21 protein-coding genes are annotated in these 24,966 nt (G+C 51.9%); 10 read left to right on the top strand and 11 right to left on the bottom strand.

The genetic code is table 11. From position 1 onward, the window contains the following. Window positions 1-268: 268 nt before the first annotated feature. The 3 genes from QLH52_RS15845 (at window position 269) to QLH52_RS15835 (ending at window position 2,350) form a co-directional block, all read left to right on the top strand. Window positions 269-1,018: a flagellar brake protein gene (locus QLH52_RS15845; RefSeq protein ID WP_319962211.1), complete on the top strand. Its 750-nt coding sequence runs from the start codon at window positions 269-271 to the stop codon at window positions 1,016-1,018. Window positions 1,019-1,149: 131 nt separating this feature from the next. Then, on the top strand, window positions 1,150-1,782 hold the full coding sequence (locus QLH52_RS15840; RefSeq protein ID WP_319962210.1) for a response regulator transcription factor: 633 nt from the start codon (window positions 1,150-1,152) through the stop codon (window positions 1,780-1,782). 43 nt (window positions 1,783-1,825) lie between these two features. Continuing rightward, window positions 1,826-2,350 (top strand): PepSY domain-containing protein, encoded by a 525-nt coding sequence (locus QLH52_RS15835; RefSeq protein WP_319962209.1) that lies wholly within the window; start codon window positions 1,826-1,828, stop codon window positions 2,348-2,350. 83 nt (window positions 2,351-2,433) lie between these two features. On the opposite strand, the gene QLH52_RS15830 is transcribed toward QLH52_RS15835, so the two are convergent. Further along, on the bottom strand, window positions 2,434-3,939 hold the full coding sequence (locus QLH52_RS15830; protein ID WP_319962208.1) for a phenylacetate--CoA ligase family protein: 1,506 nt from the start codon (window positions 3,937-3,939) through the stop codon (window positions 2,434-2,436). A 175-nt stretch (window positions 3,940-4,114) separates the two neighbouring features. Between QLH52_RS15830 and QLH52_RS15825 the strand changes: the two genes are divergently transcribed. Next, window positions 4,115-5,014 carry an alcohol dehydrogenase catalytic domain-containing protein gene (locus tag QLH52_RS15825; protein ID WP_319962207.1) on the top strand — a complete coding sequence of 300 codons (900 nt, stop codon included), beginning with the start codon at window positions 4,115-4,117 and terminating at the stop codon, window positions 5,012-5,014. A gap of 48 nt (window positions 5,015-5,062) precedes the next feature. Here QLH52_RS15825 and nadA read toward each other — a convergent pair whose 3' ends face one another. The 3 genes from nadA to QLH52_RS15810 form a co-directional block, all read right to left on the bottom strand. Next, window positions 5,063-6,157 carry a quinolinate synthase NadA gene (gene nadA, locus QLH52_RS15820; RefSeq protein ID WP_319962206.1) on the bottom strand — a complete coding sequence of 365 codons (1,095 nt, stop codon included), beginning with the start codon at window positions 6,155-6,157 and terminating at the stop codon, window positions 5,063-5,065. A 71-nt stretch (window positions 6,158-6,228) separates the two neighbouring features. Next, window positions 6,229-6,624, bottom strand: a complete 396-nt coding sequence (locus tag QLH52_RS15815; protein WP_319962205.1) for a hypothetical protein — start codon at window positions 6,622-6,624, stop codon at window positions 6,229-6,231. A 157-nt stretch (window positions 6,625-6,781) separates the two neighbouring features. After that, window positions 6,782-7,330 carry a DUF2780 domain-containing protein gene (locus QLH52_RS15810; RefSeq protein WP_319962204.1) on the bottom strand — a complete coding sequence of 183 codons (549 nt, stop codon included), beginning with the start codon at window positions 7,328-7,330 and terminating at the stop codon, window positions 6,782-6,784. A 266-nt stretch (window positions 7,331-7,596) separates the two neighbouring features. Here QLH52_RS15810 and QLH52_RS15805 point away from each other — a divergent pair, with 266 nt between their 5' ends. The 3 genes from QLH52_RS15805 (at window position 7,597) to QLH52_RS15795 (ending at window position 13,388) form a co-directional block, all read left to right on the top strand. Beyond that, window positions 7,597-8,526 carry a ZIP family metal transporter gene (locus QLH52_RS15805; protein WP_033155506.1) on the top strand — a complete coding sequence of 310 codons (930 nt, stop codon included), beginning with the start codon at window positions 7,597-7,599 and terminating at the stop codon, window positions 8,524-8,526. 82 nt (window positions 8,527-8,608) lie between these two features. Then, window positions 8,609-9,265 carry a TMEM165/GDT1 family protein gene (locus QLH52_RS15800; RefSeq protein ID WP_319962203.1) on the top strand — a complete coding sequence of 219 codons (657 nt, stop codon included), beginning with the start codon at window positions 8,609-8,611 and terminating at the stop codon, window positions 9,263-9,265. Window positions 9,266-9,290: 25 nt separating this feature from the next. Beyond that, window positions 9,291-13,388 (top strand): EAL domain-containing protein, encoded by a 4,098-nt coding sequence (locus QLH52_RS15795; protein ID WP_319962202.1) that lies wholly within the window; start codon window positions 9,291-9,293, stop codon window positions 13,386-13,388. A gap of 185 nt (window positions 13,389-13,573) precedes the next feature. Here the strand turns inward: QLH52_RS15795 and rnd are convergent, their stop codons facing one another. After that, window positions 13,574-14,722, bottom strand: a complete 1,149-nt coding sequence (gene rnd, locus QLH52_RS15790; protein ID WP_205450934.1) for a ribonuclease D — start codon at window positions 14,720-14,722, stop codon at window positions 13,574-13,576. A gap of 201 nt (window positions 14,723-14,923) precedes the next feature. Here rnd and QLH52_RS15785 point away from each other — a divergent pair, with 201 nt between their 5' ends. Continuing rightward, entirely contained in the window at window positions 14,924-17,254 is a 2,331-nt protein-coding gene (locus QLH52_RS15785) for a TonB-dependent receptor (protein ID WP_319962201.1), read from the top strand. A gap of 31 nt (window positions 17,255-17,285) precedes the next feature. Here the strand turns inward: QLH52_RS15785 and QLH52_RS15780 are convergent, their stop codons facing one another. From QLH52_RS15780 to QLH52_RS15770, 3 genes are read right to left on the bottom strand one after another with little or no spacing between them, the layout of a single operon-like run. After that, entirely contained in the window at window positions 17,286-17,837 is a 552-nt protein-coding gene (locus QLH52_RS15780; protein WP_319962200.1) for a DbpA RNA binding domain-containing protein, read from the bottom strand. Window positions 17,838-17,843: 6 nt separating this feature from the next. Continuing rightward, complete coding sequence (locus tag QLH52_RS15775; RefSeq protein WP_319962199.1) at window positions 17,844-19,130, bottom strand: peptidylprolyl isomerase; 1,287 nt, start codon at window positions 19,128-19,130, stop codon at window positions 17,844-17,846. A gap of 7 nt (window positions 19,131-19,137) precedes the next feature. After that, the gene (locus tag QLH52_RS15770) at window positions 19,138-21,801 is read right to left on the bottom strand and encodes an LPS assembly protein LptD (RefSeq protein ID WP_319962198.1); all 2,664 of its coding nucleotides are present in this window, start codon (window positions 21,799-21,801) and stop codon (window positions 19,138-19,140) included. A 257-nt stretch (window positions 21,802-22,058) separates the two neighbouring features. Between QLH52_RS15770 and QLH52_RS15765 the strand changes: the two genes are divergently transcribed. Further along, the gene (locus tag QLH52_RS15765; protein ID WP_319962197.1) at window positions 22,059-23,060 is read left to right on the top strand and encodes an aminoglycoside phosphotransferase family protein; all 1,002 of its coding nucleotides are present in this window, start codon (window positions 22,059-22,061) and stop codon (window positions 23,058-23,060) included. Continuing rightward, window positions 23,057-23,707: an N-acetylmuramate alpha-1-phosphate uridylyltransferase MurU gene (murU, locus tag QLH52_RS15760; RefSeq protein ID WP_319962196.1), complete on the top strand. Its 651-nt coding sequence runs from the start codon at window positions 23,057-23,059 to the stop codon at window positions 23,705-23,707. The genes QLH52_RS15765 and murU overlap by 4 nt, the downstream gene beginning before the upstream one ends. Before the next feature lie 44 nt (window positions 23,708-23,751). Here the strand turns inward: murU and hemJ are convergent, their stop codons facing one another. From hemJ to QLH52_RS15745, 3 genes are all read right to left on the bottom strand, one after another. After that, on the bottom strand, window positions 23,752-24,177 hold the full coding sequence (gene hemJ / locus QLH52_RS15755; protein WP_319962195.1) for a protoporphyrinogen oxidase HemJ: 426 nt from the start codon (window positions 24,175-24,177) through the stop codon (window positions 23,752-23,754). A gap of 17 nt (window positions 24,178-24,194) precedes the next feature. Then, complete coding sequence (locus QLH52_RS15750) at window positions 24,195-24,647, bottom strand: DUF4124 domain-containing protein (RefSeq protein ID WP_205450955.1); 453 nt, start codon at window positions 24,645-24,647, stop codon at window positions 24,195-24,197. A gap of 132 nt (window positions 24,648-24,779) precedes the next feature. Continuing rightward, window positions 24,780-24,966 (bottom strand): transposase (locus QLH52_RS15745; RefSeq protein ID WP_341850221.1); only part of this gene is annotated, 187 nt, incomplete at its 5' end.

Here is a 24,966-nt window from a genome sequence, read left to right as displayed (position 1 = left end):
GCAGTCGATCCCCGCCTTCAAATACCTTTACCGCTCCCCGGCAGATGTCAATACCAAAGCTAGACAGATCAAGGTGCGCGCTATGCTTCCCTGACAACTTAGCCTGGCTTTGTCGCATTGGCACTCGCTCATTGCTCCAGCGTCGCACCCACTAGACCTAAACGTCCCCGCCCTAAAAAGCTTAAGCCCCTCCTTATTTCCAACAAGGCAATAATCCGGTTTTTAACGTATATTTTCCGCATATTTGCAAAACCGATGATCACTAGCAATGGAAAACGACTACGCGATTTTTAGCCCGAAACAGATTGTCAATTATTTAACGGAGATCCAGCAGCGTAATTGCATTTTGTCGGCTCGCTATGGCGCGGATAATCAGGCGTTTTTAACTGCGATTGTGCAAATCGACCCTAAAAACAATACCTTGGCGATAGACATTGCGCCCACCCAGGCATTGACGGACCGCTTGTTACTGAGCAAGCGCGCGCATTTCTTCACGCAGGTGGATGGGATTGATGCGGCTTTTCAGGGGGTGAACATCAAACTGGCACAATGCGCGCATGGCACGGTGCTGACCATGCCCTTGCCCGATAGACTGTACTGGCGGCAACGGCGTAATTATTACCGGGTGAAAGTGCCGCAGTCGCATGCCGGCACGTATTGCCAATTCGGTTTTAAGCTAAGCGGTGCGGATGGAGAACAAACATCTGTCGTTAAAACCTTCAAACTGATCGATATTGGCTTGTGCGGACTGGCTTTATTGAATCCGGACCATGATTTGCAGCAGGAATTGCTTAGTGTTGAAGTCGTCAGTTGCACCTTATTTCTGCAAGACCACGAACACCACCACGCCGACGTTGCGATGCGCGCCAAATACAGTATCGACGTCAAAACCAATACGATAAGCACTGCGCATCGCATAGGTTTTCAATTTACCGCCATTTCGCCGACTTTTGAGAGTAGTGTGCAGATCTACATGCAATCTATCGAACGGATGCTGAAAAACATCGAGAGTCATTGAATCGGCGCTAACTCGCGCTGTTTCCGTTAATCTCTAAGTTTAGCTGGGCTCAAACTAAAAACGGCAATACCTTATTTACCAAAAGGTCCTAGGTTTGCCATTCCACCCGTTTAGACAATAGGCAATATATCGTGTCAGTCATCAGGTTATTGCTACCCGCGCAAGGGTTTGCAGAAATTAGCCTTAATCCTAAAGAATTGGAAAACCAAGGCATTGCCGTCATCACAATCGAGCCAAACACTACGGAACCGATGAATTTGTTGGCTTTAGACGTCGTCCTGATCGACGGTGACGCGGCGTTGCCAGACAATCTGGATCTGATCGATCAAGTAAAAAGCATTGCCCCTAACAGTAAGTTTGTAGCCTTGCTTAGCCATTCCAGCGCCCATGCCCTGACCTATTTGCAGGTCGGAGTGACCGGGTTGTTGAGATGGTTTCCCGACGCGGCCAAGTTGGCTGAGATCATCCGCACGATTGTGCAGGGTGAATATTACCTGGACCAAGAGATTGCCCAATTGCTGGCCATGCGGCAAATCAAACAACAGTTAGAACCCTTTGTTTCTCTCAGCTCCCGCGAGTTTGATGTGTTTTGCCTGTTAGCCGAAGGTTGCTCATTGCAAACGATAGCCGCGCAACTCGGTATCAGCAGTAAAACGGTCTCCAATTGCCAAACTCAAATCAAGCTGAAACTGGCTATCGACAGTCGGGACACACTGACAAAATTTGCCAATAGCCATGGCTTGATTATGCATAAAGGCGTATGATTCCCGATATTCGGGAATTTTTCCTATTTTTGCGAGGTGGTTTATGAAAAAGTCAGTGTTAGCATTATCTGTATTGGCCGGTTTGGGCATGTTGTCCGCTAATGCTTTGGCAGCCGATCAAGGCTTGGAAAATTGCATCCAGGCCGTCAAAAAAGAAAAAGCGGGTGAGCTGGTCAAACTGGAAAAGCTCAACGTAGCCGGTAAAGGCGCCTATGAACTGGAATTGCGCGACAACAACCGCCAGGAATGGGAATACATGTGCGATGCCGACAGCGGCAAGCTGACTGAAAAAGAAGCTGAAGTAGCCGCCCCCAATAGCCAGGCATTCAAAAAGAATGTCAAAGTCACCGAGGAAGATGCCGCGGCAATTGCGTTAAAAGCCAACCCCGGCAAGATTGAGGAAGTTGAATACGAAGTGGAGGAAAACGGCGGCTCGTCTTACGAATTCGACATCGTGAATGACAAAGGCTTAGAAACCAAAATCGAAGTGGATGCCGCCAGCGGCAAAATCATCGAAACCGCCACCGAGGAATGGGAAATCGGCGAAGAGGCTGACGAAAAACGTTAATTCCGGGGCCAGCAACTTCACAACCCTGGCAGTTTTGGGGCTCTCACTATTAGAGCCCCAGCACCCGCCGCCGAATATACCAATTAACGCCGGGTATACCGGTGTTTTACCCCAACGGGGAAATAATCCGCATCCGCAAAACCATGTAGGCTGATCTGGGGCAACTGCTTCTCGACTGGCGTGTAATGGGCAAACTCGCTGTTCAGGCGCAGTAGTTGTGCGCGGATGGAGGCAGCTATCGTCGGCGCCATCGCCGGTTCCGCCACCACACCCGGCAATAATTCCACGGCAATCTGCAGATATTTATCGCCCTCCGCATTTTCCTGGGTTTGCAGGACAAATTTGCCGGTCACCCAAGCCATGATCTCCGGCTGTTCCAATCCCACCGTAACGTTTTCAGGATAGATATTGGCGCCGTAGTAGGACACGGTAAAATCGGCACGGCCGAACACATACACAAAAGGTAAGTCGCGAGCTTGAAATCCGCTAGCCAAACCTAAATCCTCGACCGACTGCACGCCGTACTGCCGCAGAAAATCCCAGATTTGCTCATAGCTCAGCACCCCGCCCTTGTCGGCGATGTGATAGCGCAGTAAAGGTACGCTGTTTTCGCCTGAAACCACCAGCGTTCCATCGTGTACTTCGAAGAAACGGCTATGCGGATCGTATTGCACCAGGGTGGGCAAGCGCGATTCGCCGAACAACGCTCGGGCGGCTTCCGGCCGTTGCGCCAGCCAGCGGCGAATGGCAATGCTAAGCGGCGTTTCGTTACCCAGTACGCCGCCGTCGGCGGTGCCGTATAACGATGCGGAATCGAAACAAACCGATTCAGAACCGATACGCTCGGACAGCAAGCTGCGCCATTCCTCGCTAAACACCTCGCCGGCAAACACCAGCTTGGGCTTGAATTGGGCCCAGTCTATGCCCTCGGCGGCGCCGGCATCGATCACGTCCTTTACAAACGGCGGATAGCCTAATAACACGGTCTGCTCGAAGTGCGGCGCCAATTCACGCACCACCCGAAAAATCTCGGCTTTGTTATTGCCCGGCGTTGCCACCAGCAACGGATAGCCTTTGCCCGCCAAATGCCAGCAGCAAGACGTGGTAAATAATCCTCCCACCCAATTGCCCAGCGCAAAACACACCACCGCCAGTGTAGTCCGTTGATCGGCCTGAAAACTATCCTTGAACACTTGTTCGAACCGCACCGCCACATCCAGTTCATACTCGGCCGAACGCGGCCAAAACGTCGGCACACCGGTGGAGCCTGACGACACCGCCACTCGATCAGCGCCACTCAAACTGCCACCGAAACAACGCGCCGGCAAGGGATAGGCTTGCATGTAGTTAGCTTTGCTGATTAACGGTAGCTTTTGAAAATCCGCGTAATTATTAATCTGCGCGGAATCGATTTGCTGGGCTTGTAAAAACTGCCGATAAGCGGGCACCTCGGCCGCACAACGCTGAAATAAAGCCAGCATTTTTTGCTGCGGATTAAGCGCTTGATGTTTGGTAAGCAAGGTATCCAATGGCGTGGACAGAAAATGTTGAAATGCTGCCGCGGAAGACGTCGTCGGTAAATAGCTCATCGCAAACCACCTGAAAAATGCTGGAAAAGCGCTAAAGGTATATTCTTGGATTGAATGTCTGGTAAAAAGTTAACTCTGCACAGCACCTTGATGATACCGATGCAAGCACTGAGATTAGACAAGTTATTATCCTACCGCAACGATATGCCGATACCAACTAGCTGCCGGCGAAGCTTTGATTGAACTGCGCCTGGCCGGTATCTGCGCCACCGACCTGGAGCTGGTGAAGGGTTATGCCGGTTTTTCCGGCATCCTCGGCCATGAATTTGTCGGTACGGTCATCGCCGTTGCCGATGACAAACACAGAGATTGGCTGAACCGGCGCGTGGTGGGTGCCATCAACATCGGCTGCAACGCCTGCGAGGTGTGCCGACGCGACGGCCCCGAGCATTGCCTGAATCGTAAAGTGCTGGGAATACGCGGCAAGGATGGGGTATTTGCCGATTATTTCAGCTTGCCGGTTGCCAACTTGTACACCGTCCCCGACGCAGTGACTGACCAAGCCGCCGTGTTTACCGAGCCGCTGGCCGCTGCTCTACGAGTAGTAAAACAAATAGCCGCACTACCCATCACCGACATCGCGGTCGTCGGCCCCGGCCGCTTGGGTTTGTTGATCGCCAAGGTGTTAAATCTGGCCGGCTACCAGATCACGGCGTTGGGCCGGTCGGCGGCATCCTTGGCAGTACCTAAACAATGGCAACTGACGACTGGCTTGACTAACGAGATTCCAGACAACAGCTTCGACTGCGTCGTCGACGCCAGCGGTCAGGCATCAGGTTTTGCGCAAGCCTTGCGCATCGTCAAACCGCGCGGCACCTTGGTGTTGAAAAGCACCTTTGCAGCCAACGCGGCGCTGGATTTAAGCAAAGTGGTGGTTTACGAAATCAACATCATCGGCTCCCGCTGCGGCCCCTTCGCGGACGCATTAGCGCTGCTGACAGAAAACAAGCTACCCGTGGAAACCATGATAGACGGCCAATACCCACTGAGCGATGGACTTGCCGCATTCAATCACGCCGCCCAAGCCGGCGTCAGAAAAATTCTGTTACAGCCTGCACTGCATTCAGATTATTAACCTGCTTGAACTCGCCAGCACCGCCAGCGAGCGCAAGTGTAGAAGGCGTTAAGACGCCAGCAGCATATTATCCAAAGTCTTTTTCGCCAGCGCCGCCTGCTCGGCAGGCACGGAGACTTGGTTGACTACATGCCCGGCCGCCAGATTTTCCAGCACCCAACACAGATGCTGCGGGTCAGTGCGGAACATCGTCGAGCACATGCTTAAAGTGGGCGCCATGAAATGCACGCTTTTGCCTTGGGCTTTGCATTCCTGGTTCAGGCGATTAACCAGATTCAGTTCTGTCGCTACCAACCAACGGGTATTGGCTTCGGCTTCGCGGACGATTTTCAAAATCATTTCAGTGGAACCGATGTAATCGGATTTTTCGCACACTTCAAAACAGGCTTCTGGATGAGCAATAACGAGGGTTTCCGGGTGTTTTTCCTTAAAATTATCGATCTGTTCGGGCTGGAAGGCCTGGTGCACGGAACAATGACCCTTCCAAAGAATAATCTTGGCATCGCGGATTTGCTGTTCGGTCAAACCGCCCTGCGGCTTATTGAAATCCCAGGTCACCATGTGTTCCAGCGGGATGCCCATCCGGTAACCGGTGTTGCGGCCCAAGTGCTGATCCGGGAAAAACAAAACTTTTTCGCGTTTGGCAAAGCTCCAGTTGAGGATTTTTTCGGCGTTGGAAGAGGTACAGACAATACCGTCATGCTGGCCGCAAAACGCTTTTAAATCGGCGGCGGAATTGATGTAAGTCACCGGGGTGACGGTGTTTTCCACGTCAATCACTTTCGCCAACTCGTCCCAGCATTGTTGGACTTTGACCTTATTGGCCATGTCGGCCATGGAACAACCAGCCGCCAAATCCGGCAAAATCGCGATTTGCTCCGGCCGCGACAAAATATCCGCCACTTCCGCCATGAAATGCACGCCGCAAAAGACTATATATTCGGCTTCGGATTGTGCCGCTTCCCGCGATAATTTCAATGAGTCCCCGAATATATCCGCATGTTTGAATACTTCGTCGCGTTGGTAATGATGGCCCAGAATAATGCAGCGCTTGCCGAGTTTGGCTTTGGCGGCTTCTATGCGCGCGGCACATTCGGCATCATCGAGCAGGGCGTAATCATGTATGGGTAAGGCTGCAGTCATTTTTTAACCTGAAAACAAAAAGCGAGAATTTCGAAAACTTAGGCCCGGCTTTTTACAGCCGGTTCCATGGGTCATGCCGACAAAGCATGATTCAGTAAAGTGAGGCCAATCCAGCCAAAACCAAGGGTGGTGACGACAAAACTCAAAGCGGAATAGATCCGCCATATCGGCTTGGACCAAAAATCCGGATCGAATGCCGCCACCACAAACACGCCGGGATTGGTCAAGCCGCCGATCACGACCAACCAACAAGCGGTGATCGGCAACGGCACTTTTGTGCCGTAAAAGCCCAGACAAAACAGCGCCATCAACGCAAAGTCCACATGCGCCCGAATCAGGGTTTTGTAGTCTTTTAAAAACTCGCCGTCTATGCCTTTGATCGGAAACCATTTGGCAAAAGTCATCAGCCATGCGGATAACAAAATGGCGAAGATCATCAAAACGGCGCCTATCAATAATATTTCCATGATTTTTTAGTCTGTGATTGTAAAAATTAGATTGAGGTCCACGCCATTTCATTCACCAGGCCCTTATATCTTCTGATGTCGTCATTCCCGCCTGAGCGCAAACGACGATATTCGCGGGCGGAGAAGCGGGGCCCAAACCGGAAAGTGGGCGCGCTGTTCAATATAAAGCGTGCTGAAGCAAACTCATAGCCCCAGCACCGCTTTGGTTTTGTACATATTGTAAAACCACCGGCACAAACTGGCTGACCATGGACGGATTCATACCCAAAGATTGAAACGATCCGGCTAAATTCGCCAGACTGCCAAGTTGCCCGCCCATTAACCCGCCCGCAGCGCCCAGCAAAGATTGCGAGCCGGAAGCAGAAACCTGTTGCGGTACCGAGGACAAATAGCGGTCCATATCCGGTACGGCATTGCTCAATTGCGAAAAGTCACCGGGATTCATGCGTTGCTGCGCCACTGAAAAAATTGACCCCACGCCACCCAGCGCTTGCTGCGGGCTGATGCCCAATTGCCCAACCAGAATATCGATTAACCCTAGTTGGTTGGCCTGCCCCACCGCACCGGCGATAGAACCTGCTACACCATAGACGGCTGGCGACCCGCCCAAGGCAAAAGTCTGATCTGAAACCTGCTGTTGAACCGGTGCGCAAGCGCTGATGACCGCGAGAACACCGACTGCTGTAAAACCTTGCAAAACCTTCATTCTGTCGAACTCCTGAAAAACGCCGAAATACCGGACCAAGCCACATCATGGCCGCCAAAACCGGCACTGTAAATCGAAACCTGCCCAGGATACAACCTGGGCTCTTTTATCGCCGCAGGCGGACAGCCGCGGCTTCCTGTGCAAAGACGGCGTGTTATCTGCAGATAACCGAGAAACTCCCCGCAAACATTGTGGGTAAAAATCGGCAATTCGCATGAATTCAGTATAATCCTGGCTTTAGCCACAAGAACAATAAAGGTAAAAATATGCTGAATATTCAAAAAACGCTCGAAGATTACTATCTTCGTTTGCAAGCCCATCCTAAATACCTGCATGTGATGACCTTGCCGCTGATGCAACGCTGGGGCGTGTTTATCGGCTTGTTTTTGCTCTCGCAAATCCTGGTATTCGGCAGCCTGTACCTTATTTTTGACAAAGTAGTGGTGATCGGCTTTCTGGCCAGCGTCCTGGCTGGATTGGCTACCGGCATCGGCGCCTTGCCGGCCTTGTTCTTTAAAAATATTTCCGACCGCCTATTCAACGGCTTGCTGGGCGCCGCAGCGGGCGTAATGCTGGCGGCCACCGCGTTTTCGCTACTGGTGCCCGGCTTGGATTACGGTGAGCAAATCTGGCCCGGCAAAGGCTTATGGATCGTATCGGCCGGCATGCTGATCGGCGCGCTGTTTTTACATTTTGCCGACAGCCGATTGCCGCATCTGCATTTTGATTCAGTCAGCGATCATTCCCTGGATTCGCTGCAAAAAATCTCTTTATTCATCATCGCCATCACCATCCATAACTTCCCGGAAGGCATGTCGGTCGGCGTCAGCTTTGGCTCCGGCGATATGAACAATGGCTTGGTATTGTCTATTGCCATTGCCTTGCAAAATTTGCCGGAAGGCCTGGCAGTCGCCCTGCCCCTAGTCGGCCTGGGTTACAACAAATGGAAAGCCGTCGCCATCGCCACGTTGACAGGCTTGGTGGAACCGGTGGGCGGCCTATTGGGCATTACCATGGTCACGGTATTTTCGTCGATATTGCCGATTGCAATGGGGTTTGCAGCCGGTGCGATGTTGTTCGTCATCAGCGAAGAAATCATCCCGGAGACGCACGCCAAAGGCCGCTCGCGCATCGCTACATTTTCATTAATGGCCGGTTTCATCATCATGATGATCCTGGACAAAATACTGACATAAACACCGCCTAAACCAAGTGCGCCACCCAAAAAGCAGCAGCTTTTTGGGTGTTTTATCTTCCGATCAAACTCCTCAGTGCCGAATGGAATACCTAACCGCATTCATCACCCAAATAAGCACCTTAAACTTTGCGGAATTGCTCGCGACCGGCGGCACCAGCTTTGCACTGATAGCCGCCGCAGAAATTGGCGATAAAAGCCAACTGGTATGCATGACCCTGGCCTCCAAGCACAGACCGACTCCGGTGTTATTAGGAGCGATTGCCGCGTTCGCGCTGCTGAACACTTTGGCGGTGGTTTTTGGTGCGGCGATTGCGACATGGTTACCGGAATATCTGGTCGCGGCCACCGTCGCCCTGCTGTTTGCCGCATTCGGTCTGCATGCTTTGCTCAACCACGACGAAGACGATGACAACGAAGAAATCGTCGAGAAAAGTGGCCACGGCATTTTCTTTACGACCTTTTTATTGATCACCGTCGCCGAATTTGGCGATAAAACTCAATTGGCTGTCGTTGCATTCAGCAGTACCGCGCAACCGATTGCAGTTTGGCTGGGCTCGACGCTGGCGCTGGCGTTTACGTCCGCGCTGGGCGTGCTGGCCGGACGAACCGTGTTGCAAAAAATCCCCCTGTCTTTGCTGCATAAAGCCAGCGGCGTGTTTTTCCTGATTTTGTCGGTAATTGCGGCCTATAAAGCTTACGAAAGCTTGCTGGCTGCGGGTTTGCTCTCCCAACTTTAGCCAAATTCCAGACTTGCAGCAATTCATGGCATTTCCCAATTACCGCTGGCTAGACGTTGCGGCAATACTCGGCTTGGCGGGGCTGTATTGCCTATTAGCCAAAATTGTACTGTCTTATTTCTCAGAGACCGGTAACATCACCCTGGTGTGGTTTTCCGGCGGATTGGGATTGGCCGCCTTATTGCTGAAAGGCCTTCGCTATTGGCCAGGCATATTTCTCGGCGCGTTCGCCGCCGGCTTGATGGTAGACGACTCGCTCCCACTGTCTTTTGCCATTGCAACGGGCAACACACTGGAATCGGTGACAGCCGCCTACCTGCTAAAACACCAACAGCGTTTTTCTTTAGACTTAACCGAGCCAGGTCACTTTATCTGGCTAACCCTGACCGGCGCCGCTTGCTCTTTGATCAGTGCAGGTATTGGCCCTTTGGCTTTACATCAGGCCGGTTTCATACCACTAGCGGCTATCCCGCAATCGATTTTACATTGGTGGATGGCGGATGCTTTCGGCATTGTCACGGCCACGCCGATATTATTGGTTTGGCGGAATTGGCCAAACCAATGGCTTGCTGAAAAACGTGGCCTGGAAGCATTGCTGCTGATCATTCTGACCTTGTTCGCCGGCCAAGTAGTATTTCTCGAAGCTTTCCAGCCTGTCTTTGGAAAAATCGCCCGCGGTTACTGGATGTTTCTGTTTGCCATTTGGGCCGCCCTCCGTTTCAATCGTCATGGCGTGACACTGATTGCCGGCTTGATTACCATCCAAGCGCTATTCGGAGCCGCACATCATCTGGGCTTTTTCGGCGACGATTTTGAGAAAAGCGAGTTGCTGAACCTATGGTTTTATATATTGGTACTGTCCTGGACCGGCACGACTTTGGCACTAACCCTACACAAACAGCAACTGATTACCACAGGACTGGCAGATAGCGAACGGCGTTTGAAGGCAATAATCGACTACTCCCCAGTGCCCCAGGCCATTTACGACGCCAAAGGCAATTTCACATTGCTAAATCCGGCTTTCAACAAAGCTTTCGGTTACACGCTGGACGATATTAAATCGCTAGACGAATGGTGGCCCAAAGCCTATCCCGACCCCGCCTACCGCCAGAACATTATGGAAACCTGGCTGGAGTTGACTGATAAATCCCGTCGCGTGCAAAGTTTCGAAACCCTCCAAGCGGAAATTCATTGCAAACACGGCGAACGGCGCACGGTGCTCGCCGGCTCGGTATCACTGGGCGAATCGTATGTCGGAGACAATCTGGCCATTTTGTTCGATATTACCGAGCAACTAAAATCCGAAAAAGCACTGACCGAATCCCATTTACTGTTGCAGACCATCCTGGAAACCTTACCAATCCGTGTATTCTGGAAAGACCTGAATTCTCGCTATTTGGGCTGTAACGCGCTATTTGCGGGGGATGCCGGACAATCCAGTTCCAGCGATTTAATCGGCAAGGACGACAGTCAACTGAATTGGCGAGATCAAGCCGCAAGTTACCAAGCAGATGATCGCCAGGTGATAACATCGGGGGTAGGCAAACTGGCGTATGAAGAACCCCAAACCACACCTGCCGGCAATACCATTTGGCTACGCACCTCGAAAATACCCTTGCGCAATTCCGATCATGCAATGATCGGCATTTTGGGGATCTACGAAGACATTACCGAAAACAAAGTCCGCGAAGACGCTTTAGCCCAATCGGTTTCCTTGCTAAAGGCTACGCTGGAAGCCACGGCCGACGGCATTTTGGTGGTCAGCCTGCAAGGTCAGATCGTCACTTACAATCAGCGTTTTTTTGAACTGTGGCAGTTGCCCAGCACGGCTGTTGGAGAAGATAAAGACGATATAAAACTTTTGCATTTAGCCGTTAAGCAGCTAAAAAATCCCGATGCGTTTTTCGACAAAGTTCAGGCTCTTTACAATCACCCCGCGGCAGAAAGTTACGATCTGATCGAGTTTACCGATGGCCGGATTTTTGAACGCTATTCCAAGCCACAAAGTATCGCCGACAAAATTGTCGGCCGCGTCTGGAGTTTTCGCGACATCAGTAATCAACATCGTACGGAACAAGCGCTGCAAAAGAAAGAATACTATCAACGCGCATTGCTGGATAACATTCCGCATGCGATTTGGCTAAAAGATACCGATAGCCGCCTGCTGGCCGTCAACCAGGAGTTCGCCAACGTATTTTCCGCCGTCAACCCGGAGGCGCTGGCGGGCAAAAACGATTTCGACATTGCCCCGCCGGAACTGGCCGAAAGCTACGTCGCCGATGACCGGCGCGTGATGGCTTTGCGAGACAAATTGATTGTCGAAGAGGAAATTGTCGATCGCGGCGTGCGCAAATGGTTCGAGACCTATAAAGCGCCTGTAATGGATGAACAAGGTCAGTTACTGGGTACGGTTGGTTTTGCCCGCGACATCAGCGAGTTGCGCAAAACCGAAGAGTACCTGAGGCTTGCGGCCCTGGTTTATCACAACAGCAGTGAAGCGATGATAGTGGTGGATAGCGATAACACCATCCTCAGCGTCAACCCCGCATTTACCAAGATGACTGGGTATACGGAGGCTGAAGTTGTCGGTAAAAATCCCCATATTCTCAGTTCCGGCGAACATGATACGGGGTTTTACCGAGAATTATGGACCACGCTGCAAACGACCGGTGCGTGGCGCGGAGAAATAAAAAATCGCTGTAAGGATGGTCACTTGTTTGTCGAAGAGCTAGCCATCAACACCATTTATGATGCGGAAGGCAAGCCGCTACGCCGGGTCGCCCTGTTTTCCGACATCACTCAGCGTAAACAGTCCGAGGAACAAATTTGGCGACAAGCCAACTTCGATCCGCTCACCGGCCTACCTAATCGGCGGATGTTCCGCGACCGGCTGGAACTGGAAATCAAAAAAGCCCACCGCATGGGCCAATTGTTTGCACTGTTGTTTATCGACCTGGACCGCTTCAAGGAAATCAACGATACGCTGGGCCACGATATGGGCGACAACTTGCTGAAGGAAACCGCACGGCGTTTACAGACCTGCGTGCGGGAGTCCGATACCGTGGCGCGCTTGGGGGGCGACGAATTCACGATTATCTTGAGCGAGTTGGACTGTATCGAAGTGTCCGAACCGATAGCTAAAAACCTGCTGCAAAAACTCAGTGCACCCTTTAGCTTGGACGGCGAACTGGCTTATGTCTCTGCGAGTATCGGCATCACGTTTTATCCAAACGACAGCACCGACTTAAGCCAATTACAAAAGAATGCCGATCAGGCCATGTACGCTGCTAAAAACCAGGGCCGTAACAACTACCATTTCTTTACCCAAGCCTTACAGGACGCGCTGGAAGCCCGCGCCGCAATGCTCGGCGACTTACGTACCGCGCTGGCCAATACCCAATTTTTGCTGTGCTATCAACCCATCGTCGACTTGCTGAGCGGCGAAGTGCATAAAGCGGAAGCCTTGCTACGCTGGCATCACCCAAAACGTGGCTTGATTAACCCGGCAGAATTTATACCGCTGGCGGAAGAAACCGGTCTAATCAGAGAAATTGGCGATTGGGTATTCGAAACCGCCGCACGGCAAGTACAAACGTGGCGAACCACTATCCATCCCGAATTTCAAATCAGCGTCAACAAATCGCCAGTACAATTTCAAAGCCCCGAGCATGCCCCTCAAGATTGGTTCAACTATTTGAATCGACTGGGATTGTCTGGCCAAAGTATTGTGGTGGAAATCACCGAAGGCTTGCTGTTGGACGCCAATCTGTCTGTACACAATCATTTGATGGCGTTCCGCGACGCCGGCATGCAAGTCGCTATAGATGACTTCGGCACCGGGTATTCCGCATTGTCTTATCTGAAAAAATTCGACATTGATTATTTGAAAATAGACCAGTCGTTCGTGCGCAATTTATCGCAGGATTCGAACGACTTCGTACTTTGCGAAGCCATCATCGTTATGGCGCATAAATTGGGCTTGAAAGTCATCGCGGAAGGGGTGGAAACCGAGCAGCAACGCGATTTGCTGACCGCTATCGGCTGCGATTACGGTCAGGGTTATCTGTTTGCCAAACCGCTACCGGCGGCATTGTTTGCACAGCAATTCGGTAAATCAGCATAGCGGATTCTCAGCCGTTCCCCGCCGCCGATGCAGTTATCTTGGTTATCGCACTCGCTGCCGTAAGGCGGGAGCCCGATCAATAAAAACGCCGCTATTCGATAGACCGGCTTAAACGGAAATGCCGGCCACCGATACATTGGGGGGATTAATAATTCAGCATTATGGCTATTGCAGGCCGCCGCATGCTAAACCGCACTAATCACCACGCCATCCGGCTTCAAGCTCAAGGTTAAGTCACCGCGCAATAAGCCCTGCAACTCCCGGCCGGCCATGTTGTAACGCCAGCCGTGCAACAACAAGCAATCCTCATCGCCGGACAGTAATTGCTCCAGATCCTTGCGGGTAGCCAATATGATGGGATTCAGCGAGTTTTCCTCAGCACGGATCCTGACCACCGCGCTGAGTACATCCAGTATCGCTTCGTGCTGTTGGGTTTTCTTGCCGGCTTGATCCTTTTCGGCCAAGGGTTTGGGCGGACGTTGTTTGGCACTGTCGATCAATTCGCAAATCGTTTTGCCGTAACGATTGACGGTACGGTCGTTGATGTTGCGGATCTTGGCTAGATCGGCCAAGGTCACGGGTTGTAATTTGCCCAGTTCCAGCAGCAAATCATCCTGCAACAACCAACTGCGCGGTTTGTTTTCTTGCTGGGCGGTACGTTCGCGCCATTCGGTAAGGCTTTGCATGATAGACAATTGCTTACCGGTCAGCTTGTTTTTGCCACGAATCTTCAACCAGGCATTTTCCGGCGAGAGTTGGTATAGCTCCGGATCGTTCAACAGCGCAAAATCACTTTCCAGCCAATTTGCACGCCCTAACTTATCCAGTTGCTCGCACATGATTTTGTAAATCTTGCACAGGTAAATCACATCGTCGGCGGCATACTGAATTTGATCCTGGCTCAAGGGCCGCTCCGACCAGTCGGTACGAGTATGCGCCTTGCTGAGATTGACGTTTAAAAAGCTGGATACCAGCATCGCATAACCCGGATTTTCCTGAAAACCCAGCAGCGGCGCGGCAATCTGCGTATCGAAAATCGGGCCCGGAATTTTGCCGGTAATCTGGTAAAAAATTTCCAGATCCTGCCGGCAGGAATGCAACACTTTGACAATATTGGGATTGTAAATCGCCTCTAACAGCGGCGTTAAATCGGCAATCGCTAACGGATCGACACAAGCCACCCAGCCCGGCGCGGCTATTTGCAGTAAACAAAACTTGGGGTAATAGGTTTTCTCGCGAAGAAATTCGGTATCCAGGGCGATCCAGGGCTCCTGGCTGATCAGTTGGCAAAGGCTATCGAGTTGATCCGGGCGGTTGATATATTGAATAGTCATAGTCGCTATGGCAATTAACAGGGCTTGCCGAAAAACGGCGTGACTGCGTATTTTACCCCGTCGGGGCCTTATTGACTGAAATATTCCGGCATTGGCCGACGCGATGCAAATCAGGAATTTTTCCTTTTTATTGCCGACAATGGAACCCCCGGCCCTGCTTGTTTACCATGCCGCTTTTGTTTTGTATTCTCAGGTAAATTTATGAAAAAAGTTGCGCTCGGCGTGCTGCCATTGTTCAGCATGCTGCCCTTAGCCGAAGCCATAGCCGCGGAAGTTGCGACCAATCTGGAAGAAGTGGAAGTTGTGGCGGTAACGCCTTTACAATTCGGCGGCGTCGATATCAATAAAATTCCGGCGAATGTGCAAACAGTGTCAGCCGAGAAATTGCAGGAAGCCCAAGCCCTGTCTCTGGCGGACTACATGAACCGCTATCTCGGCAGCGTCAACATCAACGATGCGCAAAACAACCCCCTGCAACCCGATGTGCAATACCGCGGCTTCAGCGCCTCACCGCTGATGGGCTTGCCGCAAGGCCTGGCAACGTATGTCAACGGTATTCGTTTCAATGAACCGTTCGGCGATATGATCAACTGGGACTTAATCCCTAACGGCGCCATACAGAATATTAGCCTGCAACCGGCATCGAACCCGGCGTTTGGTTTGAATGCGCTGGGCGGCTCGATCAACATCAACACTAAGACCGGTTTCTCGGCACCCGGCCACAGTTTCGAAGCCCAAGGCGGCTCCTGGGACCGCCATTCCGAAGAACTCACCAGCGGTTGGAACAACGGCACCTGGGGCTATTTCCTGGATGCCAAGTATTTCAACGAAAAAGGCTGGCGCGCCCACTCCCCGAGCGAAGCCAAACAAGGCTTCGGCACCCTGAGTTGGCGCGGCGTTAAATCCGGCCTGGACTTAAGCATCGCCGGCAGCGACAACACCTTGCGCGGCAACGGCGCCCTTCCCCAGGAAATGCTGGCATTCGGCCGCGATCAGGTATTTACGCATCCCGACATTACCCGCAACCGGATGATGCTGGTGTCGCTAGCCGGCGATACCTGGCTGAACGACCACAATCAATTATCCGGTACGATGTACTACCGCCGGAACAAGATCGGCACTTATAACGGCGATGGTAGCGAATTTGGCACCTGCTTGGACGAAGGTGGTGGTGAAAATGCCTTTTTATGCCAGGAAACCGATGGCGAACTGGCAGACGAAGGACTTTTCGATTTAGCGGGCAATAACATAGACGCCACCCCAGGCGTCGAGGGCGGCACCATCAACACTTCCAGCACGCTACAGCAATCGTTCGGCTTTGCCTTGCAAAACGCTTTCGACCACAAAATATTCGGCCGCAACAACCATCTGGTAGGCGGGGCCAGTTTCGACCACGGCAACGCCCGCTATCATGCCGACACCCAGCTGGGTTCGTTAACCGCTGATCGCGGGGTGTCAGGGGGCGGCGTATTGCTGCAAGACGCCCATGTCCGCCTGACTACGGAGACCGATCATTACGGCGTATTTTTAACCGACACCTATTCCTTGACCGACAAACTGGATCTGACCGTCTCCGGCCGTTACAACCAATCCCATATTAAACTGCGCGACCATGTCGGCGACGACCTGAACGGCTCGCACTCATTCGACCGCTTCAATCCGGCCGCGGGTCTGACCTACGCCTTCATGCCGGAATTGACCTTTTTCGGTAACTACAGCGAATCGTCGCGGGTGCCGACACCGATGGAGTTAAGCTGCGCCAACCCGGACGACCCTTGCCGTTTGCCGAATGCTTTCGTATCCGATCCGCCTCTCAAGCAAGTAGTCGCCAATACCTTCGAAACCGGGGTGCGCGGCCGGTTGAAAAACTTGCTGCCCGGCTACATGGACTGGAATTTGGCTTTATTCCGCACCATCAACAATAACGACATCATCTTCAAGAGCACCGGCGGTGTCGGCAGCAATGTCGGTTATTTCGACAATGTCGGCTCTACCTTACGCCAAGGTGTAGAAGTGGGATTGGCGGGTAATTTTTACGAGCGCTGGCGCTGGTCTAGCCATTACACCTATATCGATGCCAGCTTCGAAACGCCGTTTCTGGGCAGCAGCCCCAACAATCCGCTGGCGGATGGCGACGGCAATATCCAGGTACAGGCCGGCGACAAGCTACCCGGCATCCCAGCCCATCAGTTCAAGTTCAGCACCGACTTCGACATCGTCTCCGCCTGGACTCTGGGAATGGATATGAATTACAACAGCTCGCAATATCTGCGCGGCGACGAAGCCAATTTGACGGCCAAGCTGCCGGGATTCGTCGTATTTAATTTGCGTAGCGAATACCGCTTCAACAAAAACGTCGCGCTGTTCGGTAAAGTGAGCAATTTGTTCGACCGCCAATATGCCAATTTCGGCACCTGGGGCAATACCGGGGATGTACTTGACGGCGTGGGATTGCCAGGCGACCAACAAAGCCGCTTCGTTGGGGTCGGCGCACCGCGCGCCGCTTGGATAGGCATTCGCCTGACGATGTAGTCCAAACCTGGCCGCAGGAAAACGGCTGAAATTAGCCGTTTTCCTCGTCCAGCTGATTGTTGTTACGGGTTTGCCTGAATTTATTCGGTTTGATGCGTTTGATGTTGAGGCGATGCGGTCCTATGGACGCTTCGGTCAATAACTGAAAAATATCCGCCGGCATGCCGTCCGGTAACTCCACCAACGTATACGTATCGCGAATGTCGATCCTGCCAATGCGTTTTTTATCTACGCCGGACTCTTCGACCAATACCGCCTGAATATCGTCGCGGCTAACTTGGTGCTGGCTGCCGACGGCCAGGCGATAACGCACCATTTTGCCGTTTGCATGCGGACCGCGACTGTGAGGTTGCGGTAGAGGGACCAACAACCTGGGCTGCTGAGTATGAGTATGCGCGGGATACAGGTTTGGTTGGCTTAGGTAAACCAAGGCCGCGGCGCAAGTCAATAGGTCTATATCCAATTCGGCCGCTGTACGCTGAATCAGCTCCCGTTGCTGGGTCAGGTCTTCTTCGCTGACTATGCGCTGCAAGCGCCTTTTAAACTTATCTTCCTTACGACTTTCGGCAGAGAAAGCGTTCATAGTGCCTTACAATCTATCCAGATCGATTTCCACAAAAGCCTCGTCGCGCAAGCGCCGCAACCATAATTCGGTTTCTTCCTCGATTTTACGCTTACGGATTTCCTCGCGAATCTTGTCTTTTTTGAATTGCTCGCTGTTGTCCTGATTTTCGCGCCCCAAGACCTGAATCATGTGCCAACCGAACTGGGTTTGCACCGGCTGGCTAATCTCGTTAATCGCCAACTTGTTCATCGCTTCCTCAAAAGGCGGCACTAATGCGCCCGGACCCACCCAATCCAGCGAACCGCCGTTAATCGCCGAGCCTTTGTCGTCGGAATGCGCGCGCGCCAAATTGGCAAAATCGTCACCGTCATTAATCCGTTCTCTCAGCGCTATCAAACGCTTCTGCGCTTCGGCGTCGTCCACCAATTCATTGGTTTTGATCAGAATGTGCCTGACCTTGGTTTTGGTAACGATATGCTGTCCGGCACCCTCAGTTTCCAGCATTTTAATGATATGAAAACCGCTGGGACTGCGGATCGCTTCCGAGACATCGCCCTGGTTCATCGTCGTCACGACTTCCGTAAACAGGGATGGAATCTGGCCGATGCTGCGCCAACCCAGATCGCCGCCCTTCAAGGCGTTATCGTCGTCGGAGACACTAACCGCAACTTGTTTGAAATCCTTGCCGCCGCGTAATTCGGCGATGACTTGATCGGCCTTGTCCTTGGCTTTTTGAATCGCGGAGGCCGAAGCCGCTTCCGACACCGCGATCAGAATATGCCCTAAATGATACTGGGAATTGCTCTGGCCGGCTTTGCTCTGCGTTTCCATGTAATGCAACACTTCGGCATCGGTAACTTTGACCCGCGAACCGATTTCCCGGCCACGTAGCTGGTTGATGATAATTTCGTTGCGCAGATTATCTTCGAACGCTTTGTAGTCCATGCCTTGCTTGGCCAACTCGTTACGAAAACTTTCAACAGACAGGCCGTTCCGGCTGGCTATATCAGCAACTGAAGTACTGAGCATTTCATCGCTGACCTGTACGCCCGATTTAGCCGCCAGTTGCCGTTGCAACTTGTCAACCACCATGCGTTCCAACACCTGTTTGCGCAGCACATATTCGGGTGGCATCGTTACGTTGTTACTCCGCAATTTACTGACGATGGCCCCGACTTCGTTATTCAGTTCGCGTTCCAGAATCACATCTTCTTCCACCACCGCCACTATCCGGTCCAATACTTGGGCTTGACCCGGAGCCATATAAGCACCCAGGAGCAAACAGAAAATCACTATCCCTTTTTTAATCATGCGTTGCTTACTCAAAATAGCTGGCTTTGCGATAGCCTTTCAGGTTGGTTTGCAGGAAGGTATCGACATTGTCACCGAAGCTGGACAGACCTTTCAGTTCCAACTGTACGAAAAACGCCGTTTCCGGTTTGGTGCTAGGATCGATAAAGGCGATGGTATTGGCACCGTTGATAAAGCGCCTACCCAGAATACGGAAGCGCCAGCAACAGTTTTCCCGCTCCACGCCAATGAAACTTTCCGTGGTTTTATCGAAATTCAAAGAGTACTGCCAGCGACCGAAGCCGTACCATTCGCCAAACAAAGGTAAGCGGAACGATACGTCGGTTTGCGAGATGGTTTGTAAGCTGTCCAAGGGGTTACGACGGTACCGATAGCCAAGGTTCACAATCTGGTTCGGTTGCATATTGTATTTTAACGCCACCTGGCCGCGCGCGAAGCCGTTGGCTTCCGGATCCCATTGGGTACCGGTCATATACGACCAATGTTTGCTGAATTGGCCGCTCAGTTCTCCGACAAAATTGGAGGTATTACTGGTCTCAATCGGCTGCCCAGGCATCGTCACGGTTCTGTCCTGGAAATACATAATCTGTCCCAAACTGACTTTTAAAGGCTCCAAACCGGTATTGGAATCGATAAACCGCGAAACGGTGGCCAGCGTGATCTGATTGGCGTCCTGAATCCTGTCCCCACCGGCGAAACGGTTTTCCCGGAACAAGCTGTAAAAATTGGTATCGTACAGAGCGGTATCGAAGACCGGAATATTGCTTTGATCCTTGCGCGGGATATACAGGTAAAAGGCCTGCGGCTCCAAGGTGTGCAGATACTGCGAACCACCGAAATTAAGGTCTTTTTCGAAATTCATACCGCTGCTAACCGAGAAGATCGGCAAGGTCCGGCTGATAGTACTGGGCTGCCCGGCTAAGGTTTGGTTACTCAATTGATACTGCGTGTATTGGCCGGTGATTTTCGGGATGAAATACCCGGCGCTACTTTCCAATGGCAAGCTGAGTGACGGGGCAATATTAATCCGCTGACCGTTAACCAGATCAGTGTGATAGAAATGGGTAAACTCGTTATTCATCGCCAGCGTAACCGGCAAACCTTCAAACGCATGCGCCACATTGAAATTGACGCGAGGCAGCATATCGTAGGGCATCGCGGCATCGGGAATGGTTTTATCCACCGATTGATAATGATATGCCCCTACCGACAAACCTAGAGCGGTGCCGGCAACAGCCCCGCCGTAACTCAGTAATGCGGTACTGGGCAAATAACTGGTATTTTGGAAACCCAAGGCATTATTCAAGTCGTTGAAATAGGTTTTGTCGGACACGTAGTTCAAATCCAACAAGGAATTTAAACCCGGCAACAAGGTAGATTGATCCTTCCAGCTTGCCGAGTAACGGGCCTTGTTGACCAATTGATCGTTGGGCATATATTCCGCAGAAAACGTACCTCTGGATATATCGGTCAGATAGCGGAATTTATTGCGTAACTGCTCACCACGCTTACTCATGTAACGCGGCGTGACAATATCGTCGAAGTTGGGGGCGATATTCCAATAAAACGGCACGGAAACGTCAAAACCGTTCCGTTGCGTACTACCCCAAGTTGGCGCCAACAGGCCCGACAGGCGGCGATTGTCGGTAGGGAAGGAAATATAAGGCGTGTACAACACCGGTACGCCTTTAAATTCCAGCCAGGCGTTTTTCGCTGAACCTTGTCCGCTGTCCCGGTTAATTTTCATCCGCGAAGCATGCACAATCCAGTCCTGATTGCCCGGCGCACAACTGGTAAACGCGGCATCGTTATAACGCGACAAGCCTTTACTCTCGCGATAAACCACCCCGGCGTTGCCGCGAAACGGCGCCTCCGCGACGATAAATTGCGCCTTGCGCAAGCGTGCTTCGTCTTTACCCAGGCTCAACGAGGCGGTCTCGCTGGAAAAAGCCAGCTGGTCTTCGCTGTATAACACGCTACCTTGTGCGTCCAAGGTTTCGGCAACCGTATCGTAACTGGCCTTGTCGGCAACCAAATGCTGATCCGCGCGCACCATATCCACATTACCGGCAAAATTAAGCACTTCGCCGTCGAAGACTTCCGAAAAATCGGCATTAATATCGGTAGTTGCTGCGTCGCGGACTTCGGCGGAGGTGGCTCTGATTTTGCGTTTTTTAGCACCCCACACTTCGCAGCTTTGCCAAGGATCTTTATCAAACTCGGCCCGTAAGGTTTGAAAATCCCGCTCTTGTTTGCGATCAAAGGTAGGCGTAAACCAAGACGAACCGGACTCTTCACTGCTGCCGCCTTCGGCTACGACATGGGCCTCGCCTTTCGGATCGGCACCCACCAGATTACAGTTCCAACCGCTCTTATCATCACCGGTTTTGCAAGTCCAACCGGGCACTTTGCCGGTATTGGCATTGGCTGTCTCGGTTTTGGGCTCGACTTTTTCCAGCACCGGTTTTTGATTTTCAGTCACTTTAACCCGTAACTTTTGCGGCTCGGCAACGGCTTTTTCCACCGCCTTTTCAACCACCTTAACTTTTTCCGGCTCGGGTTCCGGCTTGATCGCTTGCTGAACCGGCGCGGGCACGACGGGAACCGGCGGCTGCGCGACGGTTTCGGGCGGAGCGGGCTTGGTTTGAGCGGGTGGGGTGGGTTTAATCACTTGCGGCTGAGCGGCTGGCTCATTACCTGCGGGTGTTTGGTTTAGACAGGTCCATTCACCATTTTTGGTTTGCTCACAATTCCACGCCGCATTATTGGCAGCAGAGGCGACGCCCGTAAAAAACAATAATGCTGAAGAAATTGTATAAAACCGATAATTCATGTCTTGGCGAATGCGGCTAAATTGACTTAGCGGAATGGAAATCGAATAAAATGCTTGTCATCATTTTACCTTAGGTTGACCCGCAATTAATAAAAATGTACGTTTCCAGCTCAGACCGCCGCTTGGCGGAGCTTGTCGATTGGCTCAATAACGACGTCGCTCTTGATATACAACAAATCACCCCGGCTTCCAGCGACGCTAGCTTTAGGCGATATTTCCGAGTTGAGCACCGGGACGGCTGCCACATTGCCATGGATGCACCACCGGACAAGGAAAATACCGAACCGTTCGTACGCATCGCCGGATTGCTGAAACCGAGCGATATTCATATCCCGAATATCTATCAACAGAATAGCCGACAAGGTTTTCTGTTGCTGGAAGACTTAGGCTCCACAAGCTTTCTTGACCGCTTACAAACCGGCGATGCAGAACTGTTGTATCGACAAGCCATGGACAGCTTGTTCAAACTACAAACCGGCGTAAATCCGCTCGATTGCGGCTTGCCGGTTTACGACAGCGCTCTGCTACTGCGGGAACTCGGTATTTTTTACGAATGGTTTTTGGAAAAACTATTGGGCATTACGATTCCCCATACGCTCGCGACATCTCTCAACGCTATCTTGATCGATTCGGCACTTGAACAGCCGCAAGTCTGCGTGCACCGCGACTTCCACTCGCGCAACCTGATGGTGCTGGAACACAACTCACCGGGCGTTATCGACTTTCAAGACGCCGTCGTAGGCCCTATCAGCTACGATTTGGTGTCGCTGCTGCGCGACTGTTACATCGCTTGGCCCGAACAGCAAGTCATCAGCTGGGCCCAGCAATATCATCAACGCCTGTTGTCAGCCGGACTGCTGAAAGCCGATTTCAATCAATTCAAACGCTGGTTCGATCTGATGGGCATGCAGCGTCACCTGAAAGCCGTCGGCATTTTCGCCAGACTGCATCTGCGCGATGGAAAATCCGATTATTTGGCCGACATTCCACGCACCCTGGCTTATATCACCAGGGTTTGCGAGCTCTATCCCGAGTTAACCGAAATGCAGCGGTTTCTGCAAGAACAGGTGCTGCCGCGTGTCGAGGCATCTGCATGAAGGCAATGATTTTAGCGGCCGGGCGCGGCGAAAGAATGCGGCCCTTGACCGACCACACCCCCAAACCCTTATTGAAAGCCGCCGGTAAGGCGCTGATTGAATACACCCTGGAAAACCTGGCAGCCGCCGGCTTTACCGAAATCGTCATCAACATCGCCCATCTAGGCGCGCAGATTAAAGACTATTGTGGAGATGGTAAGCGCTGGAATGTTTCGATTGAGTATTCAGATGAAGGCGAAACCGCGCTGGAAACCGCCGGAGGCATTGCCAAGGCCCTGCCTTTGCTGGGCAATGAGCCGTTCCTGGTGCTTAACGCCGACATTATTTGCGATTATCCCTTGGCCAACTTGCGAACCCAAGCCATTGATCTGGCTCATTTGGTGATGATCAATAATCCGCCGCATCACCCGGAAGGTGATTTTTCGCTGAATGCCGACGGTGTATTGTCGGAACAAGGCTTGAACAAACTCACCTTCAGCGGTATCGGCGTTTATCACCCCAAGCTGTTTGCCAACATCCCGGTCGCCCCGTTAAAACTAAGACCGGTGTTAAACCTTGCCATGCAACAACAGCGGATTAGCGGCGAGAAGTTTTCCGGCCTGTGGATGGACATAGGCACACCGGAACGCTTGGCTGAACTGAGTTAGCATCACTCGCGCCTCAGGGGCCTACATGCCGAGGATGGCATATATTAGAACGGTTTGACGACGGCCAGCAAGACTATGGCGACTAAGAACAATACCGGGATCTCGTTGATCCAGCGGAAATACACATGCGAATGCCGGTTGCGATCATGCTTGAAATCCAGCAGCCACTTGCCGCAAAACACATGGTAAACCACCAGCAAACCCAACAAACCCAACTTTAGATTTAGCCAACCGCTGCCGGAATATAGCATCCAGGCATAATCACCCAACATCCACACGCCGAAGATAAAGGTACAAATCATGCCCGGCGTCATGATGCCATAGTACAGTTTGCGTTCCATGACTTTGAAGCGCTCGTTGCTGATACTGTCGTCGCTCATTGCGTGATAAACAAATAACCTGGGCAAATAAAACAAGCCGGCAAACCAAGTCACCATAAAAATCAAATGTAAAGCTTTTAACCAGAGCATGAGGTTCCCGAGACTGACTAACGTAAAATTTCGGTGGTCACCGGCGCGGGCATGCCCGGTAACGCGGTGGGAGGCGCGACAATCAGCACCCGATTACTGTTTTGTTGCGCTTGTCTTTCCAAGGCTGCCGCCTGGCGTTGTTCCGCTTCAACTTGCTGCTGCTGCGCAATCGCACTTTGCTTTAGGGCATTTGTCGATTCGGTTTGGTTTTTCAGTATCGCATCGCGTCTTTCAGCTTCCAGTTTGGCGGCTTTGGCAGCTTCCTGTTCGTTTTGCAGGGCTTCCAGCTTGGCTTTGGCCGCTGCCTCTTGTGCTTCATTGGCTTGAATATCCAACTGCACGGTTTTATCGCTGGTTTGGCAAGGTTTGGCCTGATAAATGGTTTTGCCGTCCTTGCCGATACATTTAAAGACTTCCGCGCTTGCCGAGTGATAACTCAGAACCATCGCCAGCAAAATTAACACCCTCATCGCACACCTCGTCAAAACGCCATTTGCTCGGGCCATAGTTTAGGGTAAAAATTCAGTCTGTTTTCAATAGTTAGGAAAAATCCTTGTGCCAAAATAGCTTATGTCGTTTTCCGGCTAGGGGCTGTTGCCGTTTTACATGGGTAACCAAATAAAAGCGCAGGCCAAAGCGACAACGCCTTCAAAATTGCGTTTCAATTCGTCATATCGCGTCGCGATGGCTCTGAAATGTTTCAATCGCGCAAAGACATTTTCAACGAGGTGGCGATATTGGTAGAGGCACCAATCCATTCCGTCATTCCCGACGATTGAATTTTGTTTT

Source organism: Methylomonas defluvii (assembly GCF_033949435.1).
In the GTDB taxonomy this organism is placed as follows: domain Bacteria; phylum Pseudomonadota; class Gammaproteobacteria; order Methylococcales; family Methylomonadaceae; genus Methylomonas; species Methylomonas defluvii.
The sequence above is the reverse complement of the archived record's forward strand: the minus strand, read 5'-3'. Positions and strand labels throughout refer to the sequence as shown.

Bases quoted from the DNA above. Each gene is read 5' to 3' on its own strand.
- QLH52_RS15845 (WP_319962211.1), top strand. From the start codon at position 269: ATGGAAAACGACTACGCGATTTTTAGCCCGAAACAGATTGTCAATTAT.
- QLH52_RS15835 (WP_319962209.1), top strand. From the start codon at position 1,826: ATGAAAAAGTCAGTGTTAGCATTATCTGTATTGGCCGGTTTGGGCATG.
- QLH52_RS15830 (WP_319962208.1), bottom strand. From the start codon at position 3,939: ATGAGCTATTTACCGACGACGTCTTCCGCGGCAGCATTTCAACATTTT.
- nadA (WP_319962206.1), bottom strand. From the start codon at position 6,157: ATGACTGCAGCCTTACCCATACATGATTACGCCCTGCTCGATGATGCC.
- QLH52_RS15815 (WP_319962205.1), bottom strand. From the start codon at position 6,624: ATGGAAATATTATTGATAGGCGCCGTTTTGATGATCTTCGCCATTTTG.
- QLH52_RS15810 (WP_319962204.1), bottom strand. From the start codon at position 7,330: ATGAAGGTTTTGCAAGGTTTTACAGCAGTCGGTGTTCTCGCGGTCATC.
- QLH52_RS15805 (WP_033155506.1), top strand. From the start codon at position 7,597: ATGCTGAATATTCAAAAAACGCTCGAAGATTACTATCTTCGTTTGCAA.
- QLH52_RS15800 (WP_319962203.1), top strand. From the start codon at position 8,609: ATGGAATACCTAACCGCATTCATCACCCAAATAAGCACCTTAAACTTT.
- QLH52_RS15795 (WP_319962202.1), top strand. From the start codon at position 9,291: ATGGCATTTCCCAATTACCGCTGGCTAGACGTTGCGGCAATACTCGGC.
- rnd (WP_205450934.1), bottom strand. From the start codon at position 14,722: ATGACTATTCAATATATCAACCGCCCGGATCAACTCGATAGCCTTTGC.
- QLH52_RS15785 (WP_319962201.1), top strand. From the start codon at position 14,924: ATGAAAAAAGTTGCGCTCGGCGTGCTGCCATTGTTCAGCATGCTGCCC.
- QLH52_RS15780 (WP_319962200.1), bottom strand. From the start codon at position 17,837: ATGAACGCTTTCTCTGCCGAAAGTCGTAAGGAAGATAAGTTTAAAAGG.
- QLH52_RS15775 (WP_319962199.1), bottom strand. From the start codon at position 19,130: ATGATTAAAAAAGGGATAGTGATTTTCTGTTTGCTCCTGGGTGCTTAT.
- QLH52_RS15765 (WP_319962197.1), top strand. From the start codon at position 22,059: ATGTACGTTTCCAGCTCAGACCGCCGCTTGGCGGAGCTTGTCGATTGG.
- murU (WP_319962196.1), top strand. From the start codon at position 23,057: ATGAAGGCAATGATTTTAGCGGCCGGGCGCGGCGAAAGAATGCGGCCC.
- hemJ (WP_319962195.1), bottom strand. From the start codon at position 24,177: ATGCTCTGGTTAAAAGCTTTACATTTGATTTTTATGGTGACTTGGTTT.
- QLH52_RS15750 (WP_205450955.1), bottom strand. From the start codon at position 24,647: ATGAGGGTGTTAATTTTGCTGGCGATGGTTCTGAGTTATCACTCGGCA.